Here is a 19,107-nt window from a genome sequence, read left to right as displayed (position 1 = left end):
ATGGCGGCGGTCTGGCTGCCCGACATCCCCTTGCCGCCGGGATATCGTGCCGATTGGGTGCTGGCCTATCATGGGCGTGACCCGGACGGGCTGTCGGAACGGGTGGCGGGCGCGTGCGTCACCAAGGTGCTGGCCCCGGCCGGCCGCGCCATCCGCCTGGAGATCGCGCTGGGGGAAGGTCGTGCGGTGCTGACCGCCGACCCCGCCGATCTGACGACGGTGGAGGCGGCCCGCCTGCGCGCCGCGGCGGCCCGCATGCTGGGCGTATCCATCGACGTTGCGGGGCTGGAGGCGCTGGGGCGTGACGATACGGCGGTGGCCCGGTTGCTGTCGCGGTGCGGCACGGGGCTGCGCCTGCCGCAGACCGCCAGCGTGTTCGAGGCACTGTGCTGGGCCATCGTGGGGCAGCAGGTCAATCTGCGCTTCGCCGGTCAGTTGCGCCGCACGCTGATCGATCTGGCCGGCATCGACCATGTATCGGGCATGAAGGCGCATCCCACGCCGGCCGGCATTGCGGCGCTGGACCCGGAAGTGCTGGGCCGGCTGAAATTCTCCCGCGCCAAGGCCACCTATCTGATCAATGCGGCCAGGGCCGGTGTGGATTATGAGGCGTTGCCCGATGGCGACGCGGTATCGGCCGATGCCGCGCTGACGGGGATCAAGGGTATCGGGCCCTGGACACGGGCCTATGTGCTGCTGCGGGCCTGTGCCTTTCCCGATATCGCGCCCGTGGGGGATGCCGGTCTTGCCCTGGCATTGCAGAATTTCCACGGGTTGGACCGGCGTCCCGGCCCGGCGGAGCAGGCAGCCCTGATGCAGCCCTTCGCGCCCTGGCGCAGCCTTGCCACGGCCCATCTCTGGGCCGGCTGGACCTGACGCCGGACCCCGGCTGGAAAGTGGCCCCCGGCGATCCTGTTGCTGGTTCATGCCTATCCATGCGGAAATCCGGTGGCTGAAAGGGTCAGCCATGCGCGCCTTTGCCATAAATCCGCCCCCTCCCGCCCTGATCGTGATGGTCTGCGCATCCCTTGTCGGGGATGCCACTGGTTTTAAGGCGAGGCGATCATGCGATTGCACAAACTGGGTTCCCTGGCGTTGGCGGCCCTGCTGTCCCTGTCGGTGGCGATACCGCCGGCAGTTGCGGGGCCGGGCGATCGGGATCGGAACGGCTATGGCCGCGACCGTCAGCACGGGCAGGAGCGGTATGACCGGGGCCGTTATGATCGCGGTCCCCGCCATGATCATGGCCCCCGCTACGACCAGGGCCCCCGCAACGGTCCGCGATATGACCGTTACTATGGCCCGCCGCCCGGCTGGTACGATCGTGGCGGCCACCATGTGCGTCACTGGGATGTGCCGCCGGCCCGCCGCCGTGTCTATCATGATGTCGTGGTGGTGCGGCCGCATGGCCATTGGTATTCCGGCTATGGTCATTATCGCCGCGACAATGACGCTCTGGCCTTCCTGGGGCTGACAGCCATTTCGCTGCTGGCGCTGAATGCGCTCAGCGAGACGCAGCAGCGTGCGCATGAGGAAGCACAGATACGTGCCACCACGGCGCCCATCGGCCAGCCCGTCATCTGGTCCGATGGCGGCTATGGCGGGTCCGTCACGCCCCTGCGCGAGGGGCGGACGCCCGCGGGTGCCTATTGCCGGGAATTCCAGCAGCAGGTGATCATCGGCGGTCGGCGTGAAGATGCCTATGGCACGGCCTGCATGCAGCCCGATGGCGCCTGGCAGGTGGTTGGCTGATCCGGTGTAATCCGGCTTTCACGGCGCAAGGGGTGCCAGACGCGCATCCACGGCCGTGACCAGAAGCGGACCGCGATCCGTCGGCACCGCCTCCCCCGGCTTGCATCCCTCATCCAGCAGGAAGCGCAGGGAAAGGCTGGGGGTGGTATCGTTGAAGGCCCGGAAGGGAATGGCGGCATCAAACCATAGGGTTCCGTCGGCTGGCTCCGCCGCCGCCTCCCGCATGATCTGGGCGACGAAGGCCGGGCCGCTGGGCACATCCACGATGACATGCCGGCCGGGATGGAAACTGTCGGCCGCGATGGCGATCCGCACCGCCACCATTTCCGTCGGTGACGGTGTGCGGTCCAAGGTGATGCGGCGCCAGGAAGGGGCCCCGGCGCTGACCGCGGTCACATCGCCCGGCCCGGCCAGGGCCGCAGCCCCCCCTGCATATACGGCCGACAGAAGGACCAGGGGCCAGGTCAGGTACCGGGCACGGCGCCGCAATCGCGCTGGATATGTCCTGAAGCCTGGCGGGACGGCTGCCGAACCCTGATCGGGTTTCCCGGTCCTGGATAAGTGCATGTCCAAAGGCGTTTCCCCGTCCCCTGATCGGCCCGCCCTTGATCATGCGCATGATCGTCGAAATGGCAATAGGAATAATACACCTATTGGTAGATCATGCCTGCGCCCTGAACCACCCTTCCGTCATGGCGTCGGCGGGATAGAACAATTCCACCCGCAGGCTTTGCAGCCCCGCATCCAGCGGCGTGCCGACCATGGCGATGATGGAGAACAAGGACAGACTTACCCCGTCCTTGTTGAACCGCAGGCACAGGGCAGGTGCGTCCGGCGGTCCCTCGGTCAGTGGGGGCGCCAGGTCCAGCCATTGCGGATCGGTCAGGATATCGGCCATCGGATCATCCTGCGCACCGGCCAGTGGGTCTTCCAGCATCGCTTCCGCCCGCAGGCGGCGTATCGTCCAGGCTGCCGCCTCCTGCCAGTTTTCCATCACCGGCCGCATGTCGGGGGAAAGCAGCAGGCGGGCAAGGTTGGTCTGGGCCATGGCCGCGATGGCGGGACCGGCCAGAAAGCCCAGCAGGCGCTGCCCGCCGCCATTGGCCTGAATCAGGTTGTAATGGCGATCCACGACGGCGGCCGGGAAGGGGGACTGCATGTCCAGCATATGGGTGATGGCAGCCTTCACGGGGGCCATGTCGGGCGCATCCAGCGGGCTGCTGTCCCACGCGGGCGCGAAGCCGGCGGCCAGCATCAGGGCGTTCTGGTGCCGCAGCGGCACCGAAAGCGCCCCGGCCAGTTGCAGCACCATGCCACGCGACGGGCGCGACCGGCCCGATTCCAGAAAGGACAGGTGCCGCTGACTGGTATTGCAGGAAAGTGCGAGGTCCAACTGGCTGACCCCACGGGACTGGCGCCAGCGTTTCAGCAATGGGCCGAAGGCTTCGGCATTATTGACGCGGCGGCGGGTGGCGGTTTGCAGCATGGGGGCGCCCGGGCGTGCTGGAAGGGAAGGCCTTCTTGTCCCATGGACCCCGTCGCCTGTCGATTACCTGGAAGGTAATTACGGTGCTGCAGGCCGACCCCCGAAAAGAAGAAACCCGCCCGGAGCGATCCGGGCGGGTCCATGGCGATGGCAAGCCCGTGGGGCTCAGCCCTTCTTGGGCGGCTTGCCGTTGGTCACATGCATGTCGGCCGCATCCATATGCATCAGCCGCTTCAGGAACGGGCTGATCAGGACGACGATCACGCCGATGACGGCCGCACCGATGAACAGGTCATGGAACACCGCCGTATAGACCGGCAGGCTTTCCACAGCCGTCATCTCTCGCCCCGGTTCCGTGCTGGTACTGGCCATGGCGGCAACGATGCCGGCCAGGAAATGCGCACCGGAGGAGGCCAGGAACCAGACGCCCATGACCATGGCGGTGATGCGGGCCACCGACAGGCGGCTGATCATCGACAGGCCCACGGGCGACAGGCACAGTTCGCCGGTCGTGTGCAGCAGATAGGCCAGGGCCAGCCAGAACAGCGCGGTCTGCCCGTCCTCCCCGGCCAGGGAGGCGCCGACCACCAGGGCACCGAAGCCCAGGCCGACCTGAATGATGGCCAGCGCGAACTTCAACGGTGTGGAAGGCTCCAGCCCCTTCTGCGCCAGCTTCACCCAGCCCCAGGAGAACACGGGAGCCAGCAGCACGATGAACATCGGGTTGAAGACCTGGACCACGGAGGCCGGAATGATGAAGCCGAACAGCGACCGGTCCGAATTGCGGTCGGCGAACAGCGTCAGCGAGGTTCCCGCCTGTTCAAAGAGTGTCCAGAACACCACGGAAAGCGCGGTCAGCACCAGCACCACGACCATGCGATCCCGCTCGATCTTGGTGCATTGGGTCAGGCTGAACCACAGGATGCCCAGCAGCACGACCGTGGCGATGGCCAGCAGCAGCGAGCCGACGACGGCATGCATCTGCACAAGCTGCCAGTTCACGAACACCGCGGCCACAGCCCCGGCATAGATGATCCATTCCAGCGACAGGCCGGCGCGGGTGCGGGCCCGCAGCGCCACCGGGTCGGGTGGTTCGGAATTGCGATACCATTGCGTGCCGCGGGCGAACACGATCAGCCCTGCCACCATGCCAAGGCCGGCCAGCCCGAAACCATAGGCCCAGCCATAGGTTTCGCCCAGATAGCCGCAGGCGATCGTGGACATGAAGGAGCCCAGGTTAACGCCCATGTAGAAGATGGTATAACCCGGATCGCGGCGGGGATCGTCCTTGTTGGCGTAAAGCTTGCCGACCATGGTCGAGATGTTCGACTTCAGAAAGCCGACGCCGACAATGATGAAGGCCAGGGAGAGGAACATGATCTGATCGTATGGCGATTGCCGCACGATCACGCCGTCGATGATCTGGGCCGGTGCGCCTTCAAAGGCCATGCCGATATGGCCACAGACCAGCAGGATGGCGCCCAGCATCACCGCCTTGCGATTGCCCAGGTAACGGTCGGCGATCAGGCCGCCGATCACCGGCATGGCATAGTTCAGCGAGGCATAGCTGGCATAGATGAAGCTCGCCTGCTCATCGCTGTACATGAAATGTTTGACGAGATAGAGCGTGAGAAGCGCGCGCATGCCATAAAAGGAGAAGCGTTCCCACATCTCCGCGAAGAACAGTGGCGCCAGCCCGCGCGGATGCCCGAAGAACCCCCGTTCAGGGTCGTTTGATATCCAAGCCATTGCAGCCTTGTTTTGTCTGGATGCTGAAGTGCGGGCCTATAGCATGTTTGCCAGGGTTGAAACAGAGGGCACGAGGGGATGCTTCCGGGTCGGCCGCGATCGGGTCGGGCCGTCTCCGCAAGATGGGGCAGGAGCGGGGCGGCACCTCACACGAAAAGGCTTCCCGTCTCGAAGGTGCTGCGCTGGCCCAGTTGTGCCGCATCGCCGGCCAGCCAACGGTCGGCGGCCTCCCGCCCCAGTTCGCACAGGTCCGTCAGGAAGCCCCAATCCGCGTTCAGCTTGCTGGACACACCCAGATGGGCCATCCGGTCTTCCGCCTGGATGCGGTGCAGGTGGACCTGCCGCATCCCCGATGCCTCCGGCGTCATGGCTCCCCTGGCCAGCAGACGGTTGACCAGCTCGATCGACCGCAATTCGCGAAGGAAGGTGGAATTGAAGCTGACCTCGTTGATGCGGTCGACGATGGCGGTCGGCGCTCGGGGCACCTCCGGCCGGTGGATGGGCGTGACCTGCACAATGACGATGTCATCGACGCGGCATTGCTTGATCAGCGGGTCCAGCACGGGATTGCCCATGTAGCCGCCATCCCAGTAATGTTCCCCGTCGATGCGCACGGCCTGGAACAGGAACGGCAGACAGGCGGTGGCCAGCAGGCAATCGGCTGACAGGTCCTTGCCCTGGAACAGGCGCATCTTGCCCTGCGTGACATTCGTGGCACTGACGAACAGCCGCATTTCCGCCGCTTCCGCCAGTTTCCCGAAGTCGATCAGCCCCTCCAGCACATCGGCCAGCGGGTTCAGGCCCAGCGGATTGAACTGGTAGGGCGACATCATCCGGATCATCAGGTCGAACCCGGCATAGACGGGATGGGCCTCCACATTGGGGTTGCCCGTCAATTGGGTGAGGAAGGAGGGCGACATCGGCCCGAAGGCATTGGCCTTCGCCACGCGGCGCCAGAACCGGTGCAACAGGTCCCGGGCCCCCTGGGCTCCCCCCGTCAGCCAGCCATAGGATAGCAGGGCACCGTTCAGCGCGCCGGCGGAGGTGCCGCTGATCGCCTCGACATCCAGCCGGTCGCGTTCAAGCAGCCTGTCCAGCACGCCCCAGGTGAAGGCCCCGTGCGATCCCCCTCCCTGCAGCGCCAGGCCGATGCGGGGGCGGGGGGCGGCTTTTGCTTTGGTCATGACGGGACTTCACTTGGAAAAAGGGAAAATGCAAGGACGAAGCAGGCGAGGGGCAGGGGAGCTGTCGGGCTTTACTGCGCCGTCCAGCCGCCATCGACGGTCAGCGACGCGCCCTTGATGTTGGCCGCGGCATCACTGCACAGGAAGACCGTCAGGTCACCCAGTTGCTCGGGCGTCGTGAACTGCTTCGATGGTTGCTTTTCCGACAACAGCTTCACTTGTGCCTCCTGGCCGTTGATGCCTTCGCGCGCGGCCAGCGCATCGATCTGCTTCTGCACCAGCGGGGTCAGCACCCAGCCGGGGCAGATGGCGTTGCAGGTGATGGCGCCTTCGGCATTCTCCAGCGCCACGACCTTGGTCAGGCCGACGACACCATGCTTGGCCGCGACATAGGCGGCCTTGTTGGCGCTGGCCACCAGCCCATGGGCCGACGCGATATTGACGATGCGGCCCCAGCCCTTGGCCTGCATATGCGGCAGGGCGGCCTGGATGCCATGGAAAACGGCGGACAGGTTGATGGCGATCACGCTGTCCCAGCGTTCGGCGGGGAACTCCGTGACGGGGGCCGTGTGCTGGATGCCCGCATTGTTGACCAGGATGTCAACCCCGCCCAGCTTCTCCACCGCCAGGTCGATCATGGCCCGGATCTGGTCCGGCTTGCTCATGTCGGCGGCGGAATAAAGCGCCTGGACACCGTAATCCGCCTCGATGGCCGTGCGGACCGTTTCGATCTCCGCCTTGTCGCCGAAACCGTTCAGCACGACATGGGCGCCCGCCGCTGCCAGCCGGCGCGCGATACCCAGCCCGATCCCGCTGGTGGAGCCCGTGATGATGGCGACCTTATCCTTCAGCATGATGCTACTCGCTCCCTTGTCGTTCCGGCTGGACCGGCCTGCGGATGGATGCATGGAGATGAATACCCATTCGACTTTCAAATCAAGGGGTGCGTTTCAGCCGGTCGAGGATTCCCTGCACCGCGTCATCTTGCGGCTGAGCCGGTTGCGGTGCGGGGGCTGCCGGCTTTGGTGCGGGTTTCGGGGCCGGCGTGGGCGCTGCGGGGGCTGGTTTCGTGGCAGCCTCCTTCGCGGCTTCCCGCGCCCGCCGCTCCGCCTCCCGCCGGCCCAGCCAGGCATCGGCTGCCTCCAGGTCCAGGGTCCGCACGGCCGCCTGATCGGGCCCGGCCAGCCGGATGCCCATGGACGGCGCCGCTTTCGGGTCGGCCGGCCTGGCGGTCAAAGCCAGGTCCAGGGTGCGGTCGTGCCAGGACCAGCGGCCGGCACCGGTCAACGCGCCTTGCGGTCCGGCGGCATCGATGCCGCTGATCGCTGCGATACGGTCGGCCAGCGCGAAGGACAGGGACAGCGTGTCGAAGCCCGTCTGGCCACCGCGGCGCAGAATGGCGCGCAGGTTGGCCGGTCCCCGGGCCCCCCCCTCGGCCAGTCGCTTGCCGGTGGCGGCCAGGTCGATGCCGGTCACCGTGGATCCGTGCAGGGTGGCCTGCCCACTGCCGGAAAGGGAGGATGTGACGGCGTGCGGCGTGGGGCCGGTTCCGGTTCCTGTAAATGAAAGATCAAGCTTGCCGCCCTCAACGCCCAGGCTCTCTCCATTCAGCCAGGGCGGCAGGTCCGCCCCTGCGACCTCCAGCGTCAGATTGCCGGCCAGCGGCGATGTCTGCGTCTCCGCGTTGACCGGGTCGGCGGCGGTTTGCTCGATGGCGCCGCCGGCCTTCACGGTCCCGCCCCGCCATTGCGCGGTCGCTTCTTCCAGACGGATCAGACCCGCCCCTGCGGTCAGCGGCAGGCGGACCTGCTCCAGCTTTTCCCCGCCAAGCGTCAGTTGCCTTGCCGCGAAAATGATCTCGCCGTTTATGCGGCGCGTCCAGTCCAGGTTCCAGGCCGCGCCGTCGCGGGTCAGCCCCGGCAGCAGCAGGTCGGCATCCAGTGCCCCCAGGGCCAGTTCCCCCGACAGGCGGCCTGGCTGCGGCTCCTCGCCCGCGGACCGGCTCCAGTTCAAGGCCCCGGCCACCTCCTGTCCGGCGAAACGGCCCTGAATGGCGTCGATCGTCACCGGACCGGCCAAGGGGCCGGCGACGGATGCATAGATGTCGAGCGGCCCGGCCGGGCCGGCCGGCCGCCAGTCGCTGAAGAACAGCCGCAGCAGGTTCCCCGTCTCCGGCAGGGTGCTGCGCACCTTGAGGTCCAGGCCCGGACCCGCCTCCTCCCTGTCCAACGGGTCGGTGATGGTGCCGCCGACATGAGTACTGCCCCCCAGCGCATCGGCACGGATATCCGCGGCCAGGCGCACCATGTCGCCCACCAGCCGCGCCTCCACCGCCACGCTGCCCAGCCGTTCGGCCAGTACGGGGTCTGGCCGGCCCAGGGCCCGCAGAAGCGGTGCCAGGGACGGCCCGTTGGCCGTCAGCGTCAGATGCGAGCTTTCACCCTGATTGCCCGAAAGGAAGCCGCTGGCCCGTGCATTGATGCCCGCCACGGCATCGGCATTCAGCGCCCGCAGCGACAGGGCGTTGCCCGTCCAGCCGGCATCCAGCGTCAGCCCCTCCACGGGTATCCTGTCCACCGTCAGCAGGTCGGCCCGGCCTTCCAGGGTCAGGTCCATGCCTTCCATCACCGTGCGCAGGCCTGTCCAGGGCGGTGGTGCATCCGCCATGCGGTAGGCATCCAGGTCCAGCCGGTCCAATGTCAGGCGCAGGCCCAGACCCAGCCGGTCGCGTCGTGCCAGGGTGAAGGCACCCGTGAATGCCGTTGTATCCACGCTGCCGGCGATGTCCGTCAGGGCAAAATCCTGCGGCTTTCCGGCAAGCCGGCCGGTCAGCCGGGCTTGGCGCAGCCGTTCCGCCGGCACCGTCTCCACCGGCACACCGGACCAGGTCAGGATGGCGCGCAGATTGTCGCTGCGCGTATCCAGCAACACATCCGCCACCGGTGTGCTGCCGGTGAGGTCGACGCTACCCTTCACGGTCAGGGCTGTGGCACCGGGCAGGGTGGCAGCCATCTCCGCATCGTTCATCACGCCTGCTTCCAACCGGCCGACCAGCCGCAGGTCACGCAGGATTTCGCCATTCAGGCGTCCCTGGTCGGCCAGCAGGTCCAGTGTCAGCGGCGTATCCGGCAACCAGGGCCGCATGTCCGGCAGATCGGCGGCCAGCCCGTCCAGGTCCAGTGCCGTGAAGGCCAGGACGACAGCCCCTTCGCCCGCCGCCATGCGGGGCAGGTCGATGCTGCCCGTAGCCCGGCTGTCACCCCATTGCAACTCGATACCGTCCAGCCCGATGGCCTCTGGCGTGATGGCCAGATGACTGCGTAGGGCCAGCGCCGGGCCGGTATCGGTGACTTCCCCCACCTCCTGCCCCGCGAGGTGCCGTGCCAGCCGCAGCAGGGGGGCGGCACCGCCGCCCTGCAGGACGATGTCCCCCTCCAGCTTCCAGGGGACGCCGCCGGCAGGCAGAATGCCCGTGAAGCGCAGATCGGTGCGGGCATCGGGCAGGGTCAGCAGCGCGCGTACCGGGGTCCCGCCATTGGCCGTGCGGCGGGCGGCGTTCAGGGCAAGCCGCACCGGCATGCCACCCAGACCGCCATTGGCCATCAGTTCAAACGGCCCGTCGGGTCCGCCGGCCCCCATCTCGCCCGATAGCCCGGTCAGCCGCGTGATGCTGCCATCCGGCCGCTCCAATGCCAGGGAGCCGTCGCTCAGTGACAATCCCTCCACCTGCACCGACCCGCCCAGCGCTTCCGGGGCGACCGGCCAGCGCGCTGGTCCGTCGCCCGGCAGTAAGGCCCGCATTTCCGCCTTGCGCAGGACCAGATGCTCGATCTGCACCCGCCCCTGCAACAGCGGCAGCGGCCTCACCCGCATATCGACGCTGCCGATGCTGGCCAGCACCTCTCCGTCATCCAGCAGGCGGACCGATCCCGCCCGCAATGTCGGGGCCGGCAACAGGCTGAGATCCAGGTCGCCATCGATGACCACCTGCCGGCCCGTCAGTTCCGTCAGGCCATCGGCCACCCGCGACCGGAACTCGTTCCAGGGAACCAGGGCCGGCCCGACCAGGGCCAGCAGCACCAGCAGGCCCAGGCAAAGACCGGCAATGACCGCAATCCGCTTCACGCCCGTTCCATTCCTCTTGCTATCGGTTGGCCGCAGGGCCTTAACCTAGGGGATCGGTGGCTGGCAGGATAGGTATTGATATGGCCGAAATCGTGAATCTCAATCGTGCCCGAAAAGCGAAGGCGAAGGCCGAGCGGGAGAGCCGGGCGGCCGAGAACCGTATCCGTTTCGGCCGGACAAAGGCGGAAAAGCAGAAAAGCCAAGCCGAGGCCGCCGCCGCCCGCACCCGGCTGGATGGGCAAAAGCTGGACTGACACCGGACAGGGGCCGTTGGCGGGCCGAAGCCCGCCTGCCGAACGCTGTCGCAAACCCGGTCAGCCTGCCTTGCGCTTGCGGGCGGGTGCAGGCGGGGGGGCTGCGACGGTCTTTCGCAACAGGTAGGGGGCCAGGTAATGGCCCGTGTGGCTGCGGCTGGATGTCGCCACCTGCTCCGGTGTGCCGGCCGCCACGATCTCCCCGCCCCCGTTGCCGCCTTCGGGACCCATGTCGATCATCCAGTCGGCGGTCTTGATGACCTCCAGATTATGCTCGATCACCAGCACGGTATTGCCCTGGTCCACCAGCGCGTGCAGCACTTCCAGCAGCTTGCGGACATCCTCGAAATGCAGGCCCGTCGTGGGTTCGTCCAGGATATAGATGGTGCGGCCCGTGGACCGGCGAGCCAGTTCCTTGGCCAGCTTCACGCGCTGCGCCTCGCCGCCCGACAGGGTCGTGGCGGGCTGGCCGATCTTGATATAACCCAGGCCCACCCGGTCCAGTGTCTCCAGTTTGTCGCGGATCGACGGCACGGCGCGGAAGAATTCCGCCCCTTCCTCCACCGTCATGTCCAGCACCTCGGCGATGCTCTTGCCCTTGTACAGGACTTCCAGCGTCTCGCGATTGTACCGCTTGCCATGGCAGACATCGCAGGTGACATAGACGTCGGGCAGGAAATGCATCTCGATCTTGATGACGCCGTCGCCCTGACAGGCTTCGCACCGCCCACCCTTGACGTTGAAGCTGAAGCGGCCGGGGCCATAGCCCCGCGCCTTCGCCTCCGGCAGGCCCGCGAACCAGTCGCGGATGGGGGTGAAGCAGCCGGTATAGGTCGCGGGGTTGGACCGCGGGGTCCGGCCGATCGGTGACTGGTCGATATCGATGACCTTGTCGATATTCTCCAGCCCGTGGATGGCGTCGTGATCGCCCGGATGCTCGCGGGCGCCCATCAGCCGCTTTGCCAGCGCCTTGTATAGTGTCTCGATCACCAGGGTGGACTTGCCACCCCCCGAGACGCCCGTGACACAGGTGAAGGTGCCCAGCGGCACCTGAGCCGACACGTTGCGCAGGTTATTGGTGCGGCAGCCCGTGACCTCCAGGATCTGGCCCGGATGACCCGTGCGGCGCACGGCCGGCACCTCGATCCGCCGCCGGTCGGACAGGTAGAGAGCGGTCAGGCTGCTGGGATGAGCCATGACCTCCGCCGGTGTACCCTGCGCCACGATGGTCCCACCATGCACGCCGGCACCCGGACCCATGTCGACCAGATAATCGGCCTCGCGTATGGCGTCCTCGTCATGTTCGACGACGACGACGGTATTGCCGATGTCGCGCAGCCGCTTCAAAGTGGACAGCAGCCGGTCATTGTCGCGCTGGTGCAGGCCGATCGACGGTTCGTCCAGCACATAAAGCACGCCCGTCAGGCCCGATCCGATCTGCGATGCCAGGCGGATGCGCTGGCTTTCGCCACCCGACAGCGTGCCCGACGCGCGGTCCAGGGCCAGATATTCCAGCCCGACATTGTTGAGGAATCCCAGGCGCTCGTTGATCTCCTTCAGGATGCGCACGGCGATGTCGCGCTGCTTCTGGGTCAGGTGGGGGTCAAGGTTGGCGAACCAGTCCGCCGCCTGCCGGATCGACATGCGGCTGATATCCGCGATGTTCAGCCCCCGGACCCTGACGGCCAGGGCTTCCGGCTTCAGTCGTGCGCCCTCGCAGGCCTCGCAGGGCTGCGCCGACTGGTACTTGGACAGTTCCTCGCGCACCAGGGCGCTCTCGGTTTCCTTCCAGCGGCGCTGCAGGTTGTTGACCACCCCCTCGAACGGCTTCTTTGTCTCGTAGGAACGCAGGCCATCATCATAGCGCATGGTGATCGGTGCCTTGCCGGACCCGTAAAGGACGCACTGGCGCACCTCGTCGGGCAATTTTTCCCAGGGCAGGCGGATATCGGCGCCGAAATGGGCGCAGATGCTCTCCAGGGTCTGCAGGTAATATTGCGAGGTCGAGTTGGCCCAGGGCGCGATGGCGCCCTCCTTCAGGCTCAGCCGCTCGTCGGGAACGACCAGCATAGGATCGAAATAATGCTTCGAGCCCAAACCGTCGCAGGCCGGGCAGGCCCCGAACGGATTGTTGAAGCTGAACAGCCGCGGTTCCACCTCCTCAATCGTGAAGCCACTGACGGGGCAGGCAAATTTCGCGGAAAAGACCGTGCGCTCCCCGCTGTCCGCATCCTCCGCGAAGATCAGCCCGTCGGACAGGTCCAGCCCCGTCTCGATCGAATCGGCCAGCCGGTTGCCAAGGTCGGCCTGCACCTTCAGCCGGTCGACCACGACCTCGATATCATGCTTCAGCTTCTTGTCGAGGGTGGGGGCATCCTCGATCTCGTACATTTCCCCGTCGATCTTGACGCGCTGAAAGCCGCGCTTGCGCAGTTCCGCCAGTTCCTTCTTGAATTCCCCCTTCTTGCCGCGCGCGATGGGGGCCAGCAGATAGAGCCGTGTGCCTTCCGGCATGGACAGGGTGCGGTCAACCATCTGGCTGACCGTCTGGCTTTCGATGGGCAGGCCGGTGGCCGGCGAATAGGGAATGCCGATGCGCGCGAACAGCAGGCGCATGTAATCGTAGATTTCCGTCACCGTGCCCACGGTGGAACGGGGATTGCGGCTGGTGGTCTTCTGTTCGATGGAGATGGCGGGCGACAGCCCCTCGATACTGTCCACATCGGGCTTCTGCATCAGTTCCAGGAACTGGCGCGCATAGGCCGACAGGCTTTCCACATAGCGGCGCTGGCCTTCGGCATAGATCGTGTCGAAGGCCAGAGAGGATTTGCCGGACCCGGACAGGCCGGTGATCACCACCAGGCTGTCGCGCGGCAAATCCACATCGACATTCTTCAGATTATGCTCACGGGCGCCACGGACGGAAATGTACTTGCTCATCGCTGCTTCTTCGCTTTCAGCCCCGTGGGCCATTGCCATGCTGCGGTGCGGTTAAGGATAGGCAACCCGGCGTGATTGCCAAGGCCACCATTGTGCGGGGGCGTCATGTCGCCAGCAGGGCCGAAAGCCGCCGCGGCGCGATGGCGCGGTAGCTTTCAAGCAGCCAGTGGCACAGGCGCTCGACATCCGGCTGATCTCCCGCCGCGAATCCGAAGCTGACCCAGCCGGCCTTGCCCAGCCCGTATCCCGTCGGCTCCGCGCCCGCAACGTCGAGGGCGAAATCGCGCGAATGCGGCAGCTTCATGCTGATCCGCAGCGCTCCGTCGCCGGGACGGGACAGGAACACGAATATCTTGCCGTTGACCTTCACGACCCGCTCCCCCCAAGGGAAATCCTCCACCGCGCCGGGCAGGGACAGGGCACGGGTTCTCAATGCCTGTTCGGCGGCTGCAAGCGGTTGGTCGGTCATCGGCTGCATCCTGGAGACGGTCGCATTCACCCACGGCCAGACAATGCCGCCTCGTGCCGGCAAATGCAATGTTCTTGCATTGTTCTTGTTTAATATTGTAGAAACGGGCGTGGGCCGGCGTTAGGCTGCGGGCGACAACGGCGGGACGCAGGTTCCACCGGCGATACCCTTTTGCGAAAGAGCGACACATGGCGGGCAGCGTCAACAAGGTCATCCTGATCGGCAACCTGGGCCGCGACCCGGAGGTCCGGTCGCTTCAGAATGGCGGCAAGGTCTGCACGCTGCGCATCGCCACGTCGGAAAGCTGGAAGGACCGCAATTCCGGCGAACGGCAGGAACGGACCCAGTGGCACAGCGTCGTCATCTTTAACGAGAATCTGGCGGGGGTCGCGGAACGTTTCCTGCGCAAAGGCAGCAAGGTCTATGTCGAAGGCCAGTTGGAGACCCGCAAGTGGCAGGACCAGCAGGGCCAGGAGCGTTATACGACCGAGGTTGTCCTGCGTCAGTTCCGGGGTGAGCTGACCCTGCTGGACGGGCGTGAAGGCGGCGGCGGGGCCTCGTCCGGTGGCGGATATGATGACCGCGGCGGTGATTATGGTGGTGGCTATGGCGGCGGAAGCGGCGGTGGCGGCGGCTATGGTGGCGGCGGCGGTTACGAGGATCGGGGTGGTTCCGGCCGCAGCAATGGTGGCAGTGGCGCCCGTAGCGGGGGGAACACCCGCCCCAGCCCGGCGGCCGACCTGGATGATGAAATCCCGTTCTGAGCCTGCGTCCCCGCGATCGCGGAAGATCACCGGGTAACGAGGGAGACAGGAGCCGGAGGGCCCCCGATGGCGGTACCGCAGGTCCCGCTATCCGGCGGGCTTGGCGCCCCGGTTCCGGTTTTGCGGTGGGCCTTTGGTTCGCCTGACGTGCGGCGCGCGTGTCGTGACGGATCCGCACGACAGGGCAGCAGATGATGCAGCGGCTGACAGGGCAGCGTGGGTTCGGCGGCGGTATGCTCCGCCGTCACCTGATGGCCCCCATGCGCTTCAGTTTCCACAGAATGCCGGGGGCGGACAGCACGGGATGGCGCCGTTGCCAGGGTGTCAGTTCCAGACGCATGCCGGAATGGCGGTGCAGCTTCCATAGAAGATAATCCACGCCGCCCTGGAAGGTGAAGGCTGCCTTCACCAGCCGGGCAACGTTCAGCCCCTTACCGAACAGGCGCCGCCTGGCCCAGGCGCGCACCCCCCTTGTCCGTTCCGTCTGGCCCATCAACGGCAGCAGGATCCCGCCGGCCTTTTCCTCGCAGGTGATGCCGGCCGCCTGCCAGGCGGGGACCAGCAAGGCCGTGTAGCGGTCGGCCGCATGGTCCACCAGGCTGACACCGCGTGCCGCCTTTTCCACCCGCAATTCGGCGGCATAGGTGGCCATGAACAGTGCCTCCCAATAGTCGCGTGCCGTTCCCTGGGCCGGCCCCAGCAGGGCCGCCCAGCGGCCGGCTGTGGAAACGGCCTGTGCCACGGCGGCCAGGACCCGGCCGGTTGCAGCAGCGTCGCGTGCATGGGCCAGCAGCACAGGCTGGGCGAAACGTGCCCAGATCGTGGTGTCCCAGCCGCCGAAGCGGTTGGCGGCGGCGAACTGGCCGATGCCCATCACGGCAACCTTGGCCCGCAGGACATGCCCCTGCCAGGGCACCTCCCAATATTCCACGCTGGGCGGCAGCAGGTGTGTCGCGGCGGCCAGGGACCGGCTATCCCGCCAGGGTGTCAGCCTGTCCAGCAGCACATAGAAGTCCAGCACCCCCTCCACATCGCCGGAGCGGAGGTTGGAGCCATAAAACAGCACGGCGGCGACATTGTCCCCGCCATGGTCCCGCAATGCGCGCACCAGCGCCGCAGCCGGGTCCGGCAGGGGCGCTTGCCATTCGGTGCGGATCAGGTCGGCGAGGCGGGGCGGGGCGGTCACGGCTGCACGAAGGTGATGCTGTCATGGGCGGACAGGATGACATGACCGGCGGGATAGGTCTCCCCATCCATGATCAGGGGCCGGGTGAGGCGCAGCCCGATCCGCTCTGCCCCGCCGGAGCGATAGGCGTCGCCGGCCCGCATGGCGGCCCCGGGCCGGCCCTTCATCAGCCGGGGCAGGGCGAAGAGAAGGCCGGGCGGGCGGGCCGCGACATCCAGATAGCGCAGTGGCCGGTCGCCATGATCCCAAAAGGGCCACAGCCCCATGATCAGCCGGTTCAGCGTGGTGGCCAGGAACAGGAAACGGTTGCCATCATCCATGGTGCCGTCATCGATGGCGGCGCCGAAATCCTCCCCCGCCAGCCAGCCATGCCGGTCGTTGCCGACCAGCGCCCGGCCCAGCACGCCGGCCATGGTCAGGGCCACGGCGATTTCCTGCGTGAACCCGGCCTTGTGGATGGCCGCATTGGCCAGGTCGGTGCCGCGCGTGAAGGCGCCGGCCCCCATGAACATGCCGCGCACGTCCCGGTGTTCGCCATCCGGCCAGTGCAGGGACAGGACGGGCCGGCGCACGGCATGCCGGCCCAGCGAACCGTCCCGCACGGTGTTGAGCAGCCGTTCCAGCCCCCTGGCGCCATGGCCGGTGGTGCCGACATCGGCCGCAATCAGGTTGGTTTTGCCGGCGGCCAGGATGGCCAGCCGTGGCGGCGTGTCGCCATAGGCGGCGGGCAGGGCGGTCAGCACGTCGCGCACCGTGCCGTCACCGCCATCCACGCACAGGATGTCGACGCCGCCACGGGCGAAATCGGCCAGCGTCTCCTGCAATTCCTGCGGCGAGGCGGGTTCGGCGAAATAGAAGCCGAGCAGGGCCGCCGCCTGGGCAGCCCTGTCACCGCCGACGCCCTTGTTGCGCTGGCTGTAGGGGTTCCGGATAAGGCCGAGACGCGCCATGACAGGGGTGTCAGGCCGACAGATAGGATTGGATGGGGCCCTTGCGGGCCGCCTGATGCGCCTGGACGATCTGGGCCATGTGGACGCCGAAGCAGAGCACGATCCATGCCAGCACGACCACCATGCCGATATCCGGCCGGCCCAGAAGCGTGGCCAGGGTCAGGATGATCAGGTTGGGATTGCGGCGTGCCGTGATCAGCCGGAAGAAGCTGTCGAACGGCCGCCAGGTGTGCATGTCGATCTTGAAGACCTTGATGAAATAGCCTTCCTGCAGACGCTGGGAGACATAGCCGACCCAGATGACGGTCAGCGCCAGGGCCATGCCGCCCGGCATGTCAAATCCCGCCGCCGGCAGGCCCGCGGCCCAGGCCCACCACCAGAAGGGCGGATGGACCAGATCGATGCCATGGTCGAAGATGTTGCCCCATTTGCTGCTGGTCAGGGTGACACGGGCCAGCTTGCCATCCACCGTGTCCAGGAAGGTCATGATCCATCCGGCCGCCAGGCCGGGCAGGTAATGCCCCTGCCAGAACAGCCACAGCGCCAGCAGCATCAGGATGGCCCCGATGCCCGTCACCATGTTGGGGGTCATGCCGGCCACGGCGCAGGCCTTGGTGACGTGGCGGGCCGGCAGGGGCCAGACATATTTGGTCACGATGTCGGTGACGCCCTTGTAGCTGCCGGCGAACATGCGCTGTTCGATCCTCGGCAGCGCCTCGGGCGTCAGGCGCAGCAGGAACGGCGCCTCCCGCTTGCGCAGGGCATGATTATAGCTGGAGGACAGATCGTCCGGGACCAGCACGCGCAGCCGCCCGGCCAGCTCGTCCGGAACGACTCGTGAATTGTTCAGCATGGATGCCGCCGCCGCTGCATCGGCTGCCGAAACATGGGCGGCCACGGGTTCCCGGTTGCGCGCATCGACCAGGATGGTGCCCGGCCTGCGCATCAGGTCGCGGACCAGCACCTCGTCGAAGACCCAGTCGGTCCGCAGCAGAAGCTGGCTGCTGCCATGATCCTGACCGTCCCAGGCCCGCACCTCCTTCACGCCGTTACGCACGCATTGCCGGCGCAACCGTTCAGCGGAGGTCATGCCCCATAGGCGGACGGGATTGTCACCGATGGTGGCGGCCATCGGCAGGGCGGCATCGGGGGCGGGGTTTTCGGCGGACAAGGCGTGAACCATGATCAAGGGGGATTTCCTGGCCGTCTTCATACAGCCTGACGGGAGCTTTGCCTATCGCCTGTGCGACAATGTAGGGTGTCGCCCATGCAACCCTTCCGCTTTGCCCATCTTTCCGACCCGCACCTGCCGTTGGCGCCCGACCGTCCCCGCGGGTTGGAATGGCTGTCCAAGCGGACGCTCAGCTACCAGTCCTGGCAACGCAAGCGACGGCATGCCCATACGCCGGACATGCTGGCCGCCATTGTGGCGGACATCCGGTCGCAGGGCGTGGACCATTGGGCCGTGACGGGTGACATCGCCAACATCTCCATGCCCGGTGAGTTCACGCGCGGTGCCGCATGGCTGCGGTCACTGGGAAGTGCGGAGGATGTGAGCTATGTCCCGGGCAACCATGACGCCATGGTGCAAGTGCCCGTCGAGCGCGGGCTGGGGCTGTGGGCCGATCATATGCGCGGCGACGATGCCGACCCGCAGGCCGTGCCGTCCTTTCCCTATCTGCGTCAGCGCGGTTCCGTCGCCTTCATCGGTGCCAACAGCGGCGTGCCCACCGCACCGCTTCTGGCGACGGGGCGCCTGGGTGCCGCCCAGATGGAGCGGCTGGGCGACATGCTGGCCGATGCGGGCCGGCGCGGGCTTTTCCGCGTGTTGATGGTGCATCACCCGGTGGGCGATGGCGTCGTCTCCAACCGCAAGGGGCTGACCGACCGCCGCGAACTGCGTTCCCTGCTGGCCCGTACAGGTGCCGAGATTCTGTTGCACGGCCATGCCCATGTGGCCAACCTGTCACAGGTGAAGGGGCCATCGGGGCCCATTCCCAGCCTGACGGCGCCATCGGCCTCGGCCATCGGCTGGCGGCATGACATGCCGGCCCGCTGGCATCATGTGACGGTGGACACCGACGCCGGTGATTGGCGGGTGCAGGTGGAAGTGCGCGGCGCCCGGCACCGGGACGGCCCGGTCACGGCGCTGGGGGGCTGGTCCCTGCGGCTGCCCCGCGGCTGACGGTGTTCGGCCCGATTGCCACCGTTGTCTGTTGCCACTAAAGTGCCGCCATTGTTGAATTCC

General features: G+C 66.8%; 16 protein-coding genes. 5 read left to right on the top strand and 11 right to left on the bottom strand.

The annotated features are described in order from the left end of the window. Positions 1-876: a DNA-3-methyladenine glycosylase family protein gene (locus ACM9LZ_RS00880; RefSeq protein WP_416617445.1), complete on the top strand. Its 876-nt coding sequence runs from the start codon at positions 1-3 to the stop codon at positions 874-876. Between the two features lie 189 nt (positions 877-1,065). Further along, positions 1,066-1,752 carry a hypothetical protein gene (locus ACM9LZ_RS00875; RefSeq protein ID WP_416617444.1) on the top strand — a complete coding sequence of 229 codons (687 nt, stop codon included), beginning with the start codon at positions 1,066-1,068 and terminating at the stop codon, positions 1,750-1,752. An 18-nt stretch (positions 1,753-1,770) separates the two neighbouring features. Here the strand turns inward: ACM9LZ_RS00875 and ACM9LZ_RS00870 are convergent, their stop codons facing one another. The 6 genes from ACM9LZ_RS00870 to ACM9LZ_RS00845 form a co-directional block, all read right to left on the bottom strand. After that, positions 1,771-2,241 carry a hypothetical protein gene (locus tag ACM9LZ_RS00870; protein WP_416617443.1) on the bottom strand — a complete coding sequence of 157 codons (471 nt, stop codon included), beginning with the start codon at positions 2,239-2,241 and terminating at the stop codon, positions 1,771-1,773. A gap of 172 nt (positions 2,242-2,413) precedes the next feature. Beyond that, positions 2,414-3,238 (bottom strand): helix-turn-helix domain-containing protein, encoded by an 825-nt coding sequence (locus ACM9LZ_RS00865; protein ID WP_416617442.1) that lies wholly within the window; start codon positions 3,236-3,238, stop codon positions 2,414-2,416. Between the two features lie 165 nt (positions 3,239-3,403). Further along, complete coding sequence (locus ACM9LZ_RS00860; protein WP_416617441.1) at positions 3,404-4,987, bottom strand: peptide MFS transporter; 1,584 nt, start codon at positions 4,985-4,987, stop codon at positions 3,404-3,406. Positions 4,988-5,133: 146 nt separating this feature from the next. Beyond that, positions 5,134-6,171, bottom strand: a complete 1,038-nt coding sequence (locus ACM9LZ_RS00855) for a patatin-like phospholipase family protein (protein ID WP_416617440.1) — start codon at positions 6,169-6,171, stop codon at positions 5,134-5,136. Between the two features lie 71 nt (positions 6,172-6,242). After that, a complete protein-coding gene (locus tag ACM9LZ_RS00850; RefSeq protein WP_416617439.1) occupies positions 6,243-7,025 on the bottom strand; it encodes a 3-hydroxybutyrate dehydrogenase in 783 nt (260 codons plus the stop codon). Between the two features lie 82 nt (positions 7,026-7,107). Continuing rightward, complete coding sequence (locus ACM9LZ_RS00845) at positions 7,108-10,296, bottom strand: AsmA family protein (protein WP_416617438.1); 3,189 nt, start codon at positions 10,294-10,296, stop codon at positions 7,108-7,110. Between the two features lie 80 nt (positions 10,297-10,376). Between ACM9LZ_RS00845 and ACM9LZ_RS00840 the strand changes: the two genes are divergently transcribed. Next, on the top strand, positions 10,377-10,550 hold the full coding sequence (locus ACM9LZ_RS00840) for a DUF4169 family protein (protein WP_416617437.1): 174 nt from the start codon (positions 10,377-10,379) through the stop codon (positions 10,548-10,550). Positions 10,551-10,610: 60 nt separating this feature from the next. Here ACM9LZ_RS00840 and uvrA read toward each other — a convergent pair whose 3' ends face one another. Beyond that, a complete protein-coding gene (gene uvrA, locus ACM9LZ_RS00835; protein WP_416617436.1) occupies positions 10,611-13,490 on the bottom strand; it encodes an excinuclease ABC subunit UvrA in 2,880 nt (959 codons plus the stop codon). Between the two features lie 103 nt (positions 13,491-13,593). Continuing rightward, entirely contained in the window at positions 13,594-13,959 is a 366-nt protein-coding gene (locus ACM9LZ_RS00830; protein ID WP_416617435.1) for an MmcQ/YjbR family DNA-binding protein, read from the bottom strand. A gap of 188 nt (positions 13,960-14,147) precedes the next feature. Between ACM9LZ_RS00830 and ssb the strand changes: the two genes are divergently transcribed. Next, the gene (ssb, locus tag ACM9LZ_RS00825; RefSeq protein ID WP_416617434.1) at positions 14,148-14,723 is read left to right on the top strand and encodes a single-stranded DNA-binding protein; all 576 of its coding nucleotides are present in this window, start codon (positions 14,148-14,150) and stop codon (positions 14,721-14,723) included. A 244-nt stretch (positions 14,724-14,967) separates the two neighbouring features. On the opposite strand, the gene ACM9LZ_RS00820 is transcribed toward ssb, so the two are convergent. From ACM9LZ_RS00820 to ACM9LZ_RS00810, 3 genes are read right to left on the bottom strand one after another with little or no spacing between them, the layout of a single operon-like run. Continuing rightward, positions 14,968-15,909: a hypothetical protein gene (locus tag ACM9LZ_RS00820; RefSeq protein ID WP_416617433.1), complete on the bottom strand. Its 942-nt coding sequence runs from the start codon at positions 15,907-15,909 to the stop codon at positions 14,968-14,970. Continuing rightward, on the bottom strand, positions 15,906-16,859 hold the full coding sequence (locus tag ACM9LZ_RS00815; protein ID WP_416617432.1) for a diacylglycerol kinase family protein: 954 nt from the start codon (positions 16,857-16,859) through the stop codon (positions 15,906-15,908). The genes ACM9LZ_RS00820 and ACM9LZ_RS00815 overlap by 4 nt, the downstream gene beginning before the upstream one ends. Positions 16,860-16,869: 10 nt before the next feature. Further along, positions 16,870-18,042, bottom strand: a complete 1,173-nt coding sequence (locus ACM9LZ_RS00810) for a CDP-alcohol phosphatidyltransferase family protein (RefSeq protein WP_416617632.1) — start codon at positions 18,040-18,042, stop codon at positions 16,870-16,872. A gap of 84 nt (positions 18,043-18,126) precedes the next feature. Here ACM9LZ_RS00810 and ACM9LZ_RS00805 point away from each other — a divergent pair, with 84 nt between their 5' ends. Further along, positions 18,127-19,044: a metallophosphoesterase family protein gene (locus ACM9LZ_RS00805; protein WP_416617431.1), complete on the top strand. Its 918-nt coding sequence runs from the start codon at positions 18,127-18,129 to the stop codon at positions 19,042-19,044. The last annotated feature ends 63 nt before the right edge of the window (positions 19,045-19,107 follow it).

This window comes from Niveispirillum fermenti (assembly GCF_048066175.1).
GTDB classification, from domain to species: domain Bacteria; phylum Pseudomonadota; class Alphaproteobacteria; order Azospirillales; family Azospirillaceae; genus Niveispirillum; species Niveispirillum fermenti.
Note: the sequence above shows the minus strand (reverse complement) of the source record. Positions and strands in the feature narration are given on the sequence as shown.

What these genes read in the sequence shown, in the direction of transcription:
- ssb (WP_416617434.1), top strand. Translation starts at nt 14,148, where the DNA reads ATGGCGGGCAGCGTCAACAAGGTCATCCTGATCGGCAACCTGGGCCGC.
- uvrA (WP_416617436.1), bottom strand. Translation starts at nt 13,490, where the DNA reads ATGAGCAAGTACATTTCCGTCCGTGGCGCCCGTGAGCATAATCTGAAG.
- ACM9LZ_RS00840 (WP_416617437.1), top strand. Translation starts at nt 10,377, where the DNA reads ATGGCCGAAATCGTGAATCTCAATCGTGCCCGAAAAGCGAAGGCGAAG.
- ACM9LZ_RS00810 (WP_416617632.1), bottom strand. Translation starts at nt 18,042, where the DNA reads ATGGTTCACGCCTTGTCCGCCGAAAACCCCGCCCCCGATGCCGCCCTG.
- ACM9LZ_RS00850 (WP_416617439.1), bottom strand. Translation starts at nt 7,025, where the DNA reads ATGCTGAAGGATAAGGTCGCCATCATCACGGGCTCCACCAGCGGGATC.
- ACM9LZ_RS00830 (WP_416617435.1), bottom strand. Translation starts at nt 13,959, where the DNA reads ATGACCGACCAACCGCTTGCAGCCGCCGAACAGGCATTGAGAACCCGT.
- ACM9LZ_RS00880 (WP_416617445.1), top strand. Translation starts at nt 1, where the DNA reads ATGGCGGCGGTCTGGCTGCCCGACATCCCCTTGCCGCCGGGATATCGT.
- ACM9LZ_RS00805 (WP_416617431.1), top strand. Translation starts at nt 18,127, where the DNA reads ATGCAACCCTTCCGCTTTGCCCATCTTTCCGACCCGCACCTGCCGTTG.
- ACM9LZ_RS00855 (WP_416617440.1), bottom strand. Translation starts at nt 6,171, where the DNA reads ATGACCAAAGCAAAAGCCGCCCCCCGCCCCCGCATCGGCCTGGCGCTG.
- ACM9LZ_RS00875 (WP_416617444.1), top strand. Translation starts at nt 1,066, where the DNA reads ATGCGATTGCACAAACTGGGTTCCCTGGCGTTGGCGGCCCTGCTGTCC.
- ACM9LZ_RS00815 (WP_416617432.1), bottom strand. Translation starts at nt 16,859, where the DNA reads ATGGCGCGTCTCGGCCTTATCCGGAACCCCTACAGCCAGCGCAACAAG.
- ACM9LZ_RS00860 (WP_416617441.1), bottom strand. Translation starts at nt 4,987, where the DNA reads ATGGCTTGGATATCAAACGACCCTGAACGGGGGTTCTTCGGGCATCCG.
- ACM9LZ_RS00865 (WP_416617442.1), bottom strand. Translation starts at nt 3,238, where the DNA reads ATGCTGCAAACCGCCACCCGCCGCCGCGTCAATAATGCCGAAGCCTTC.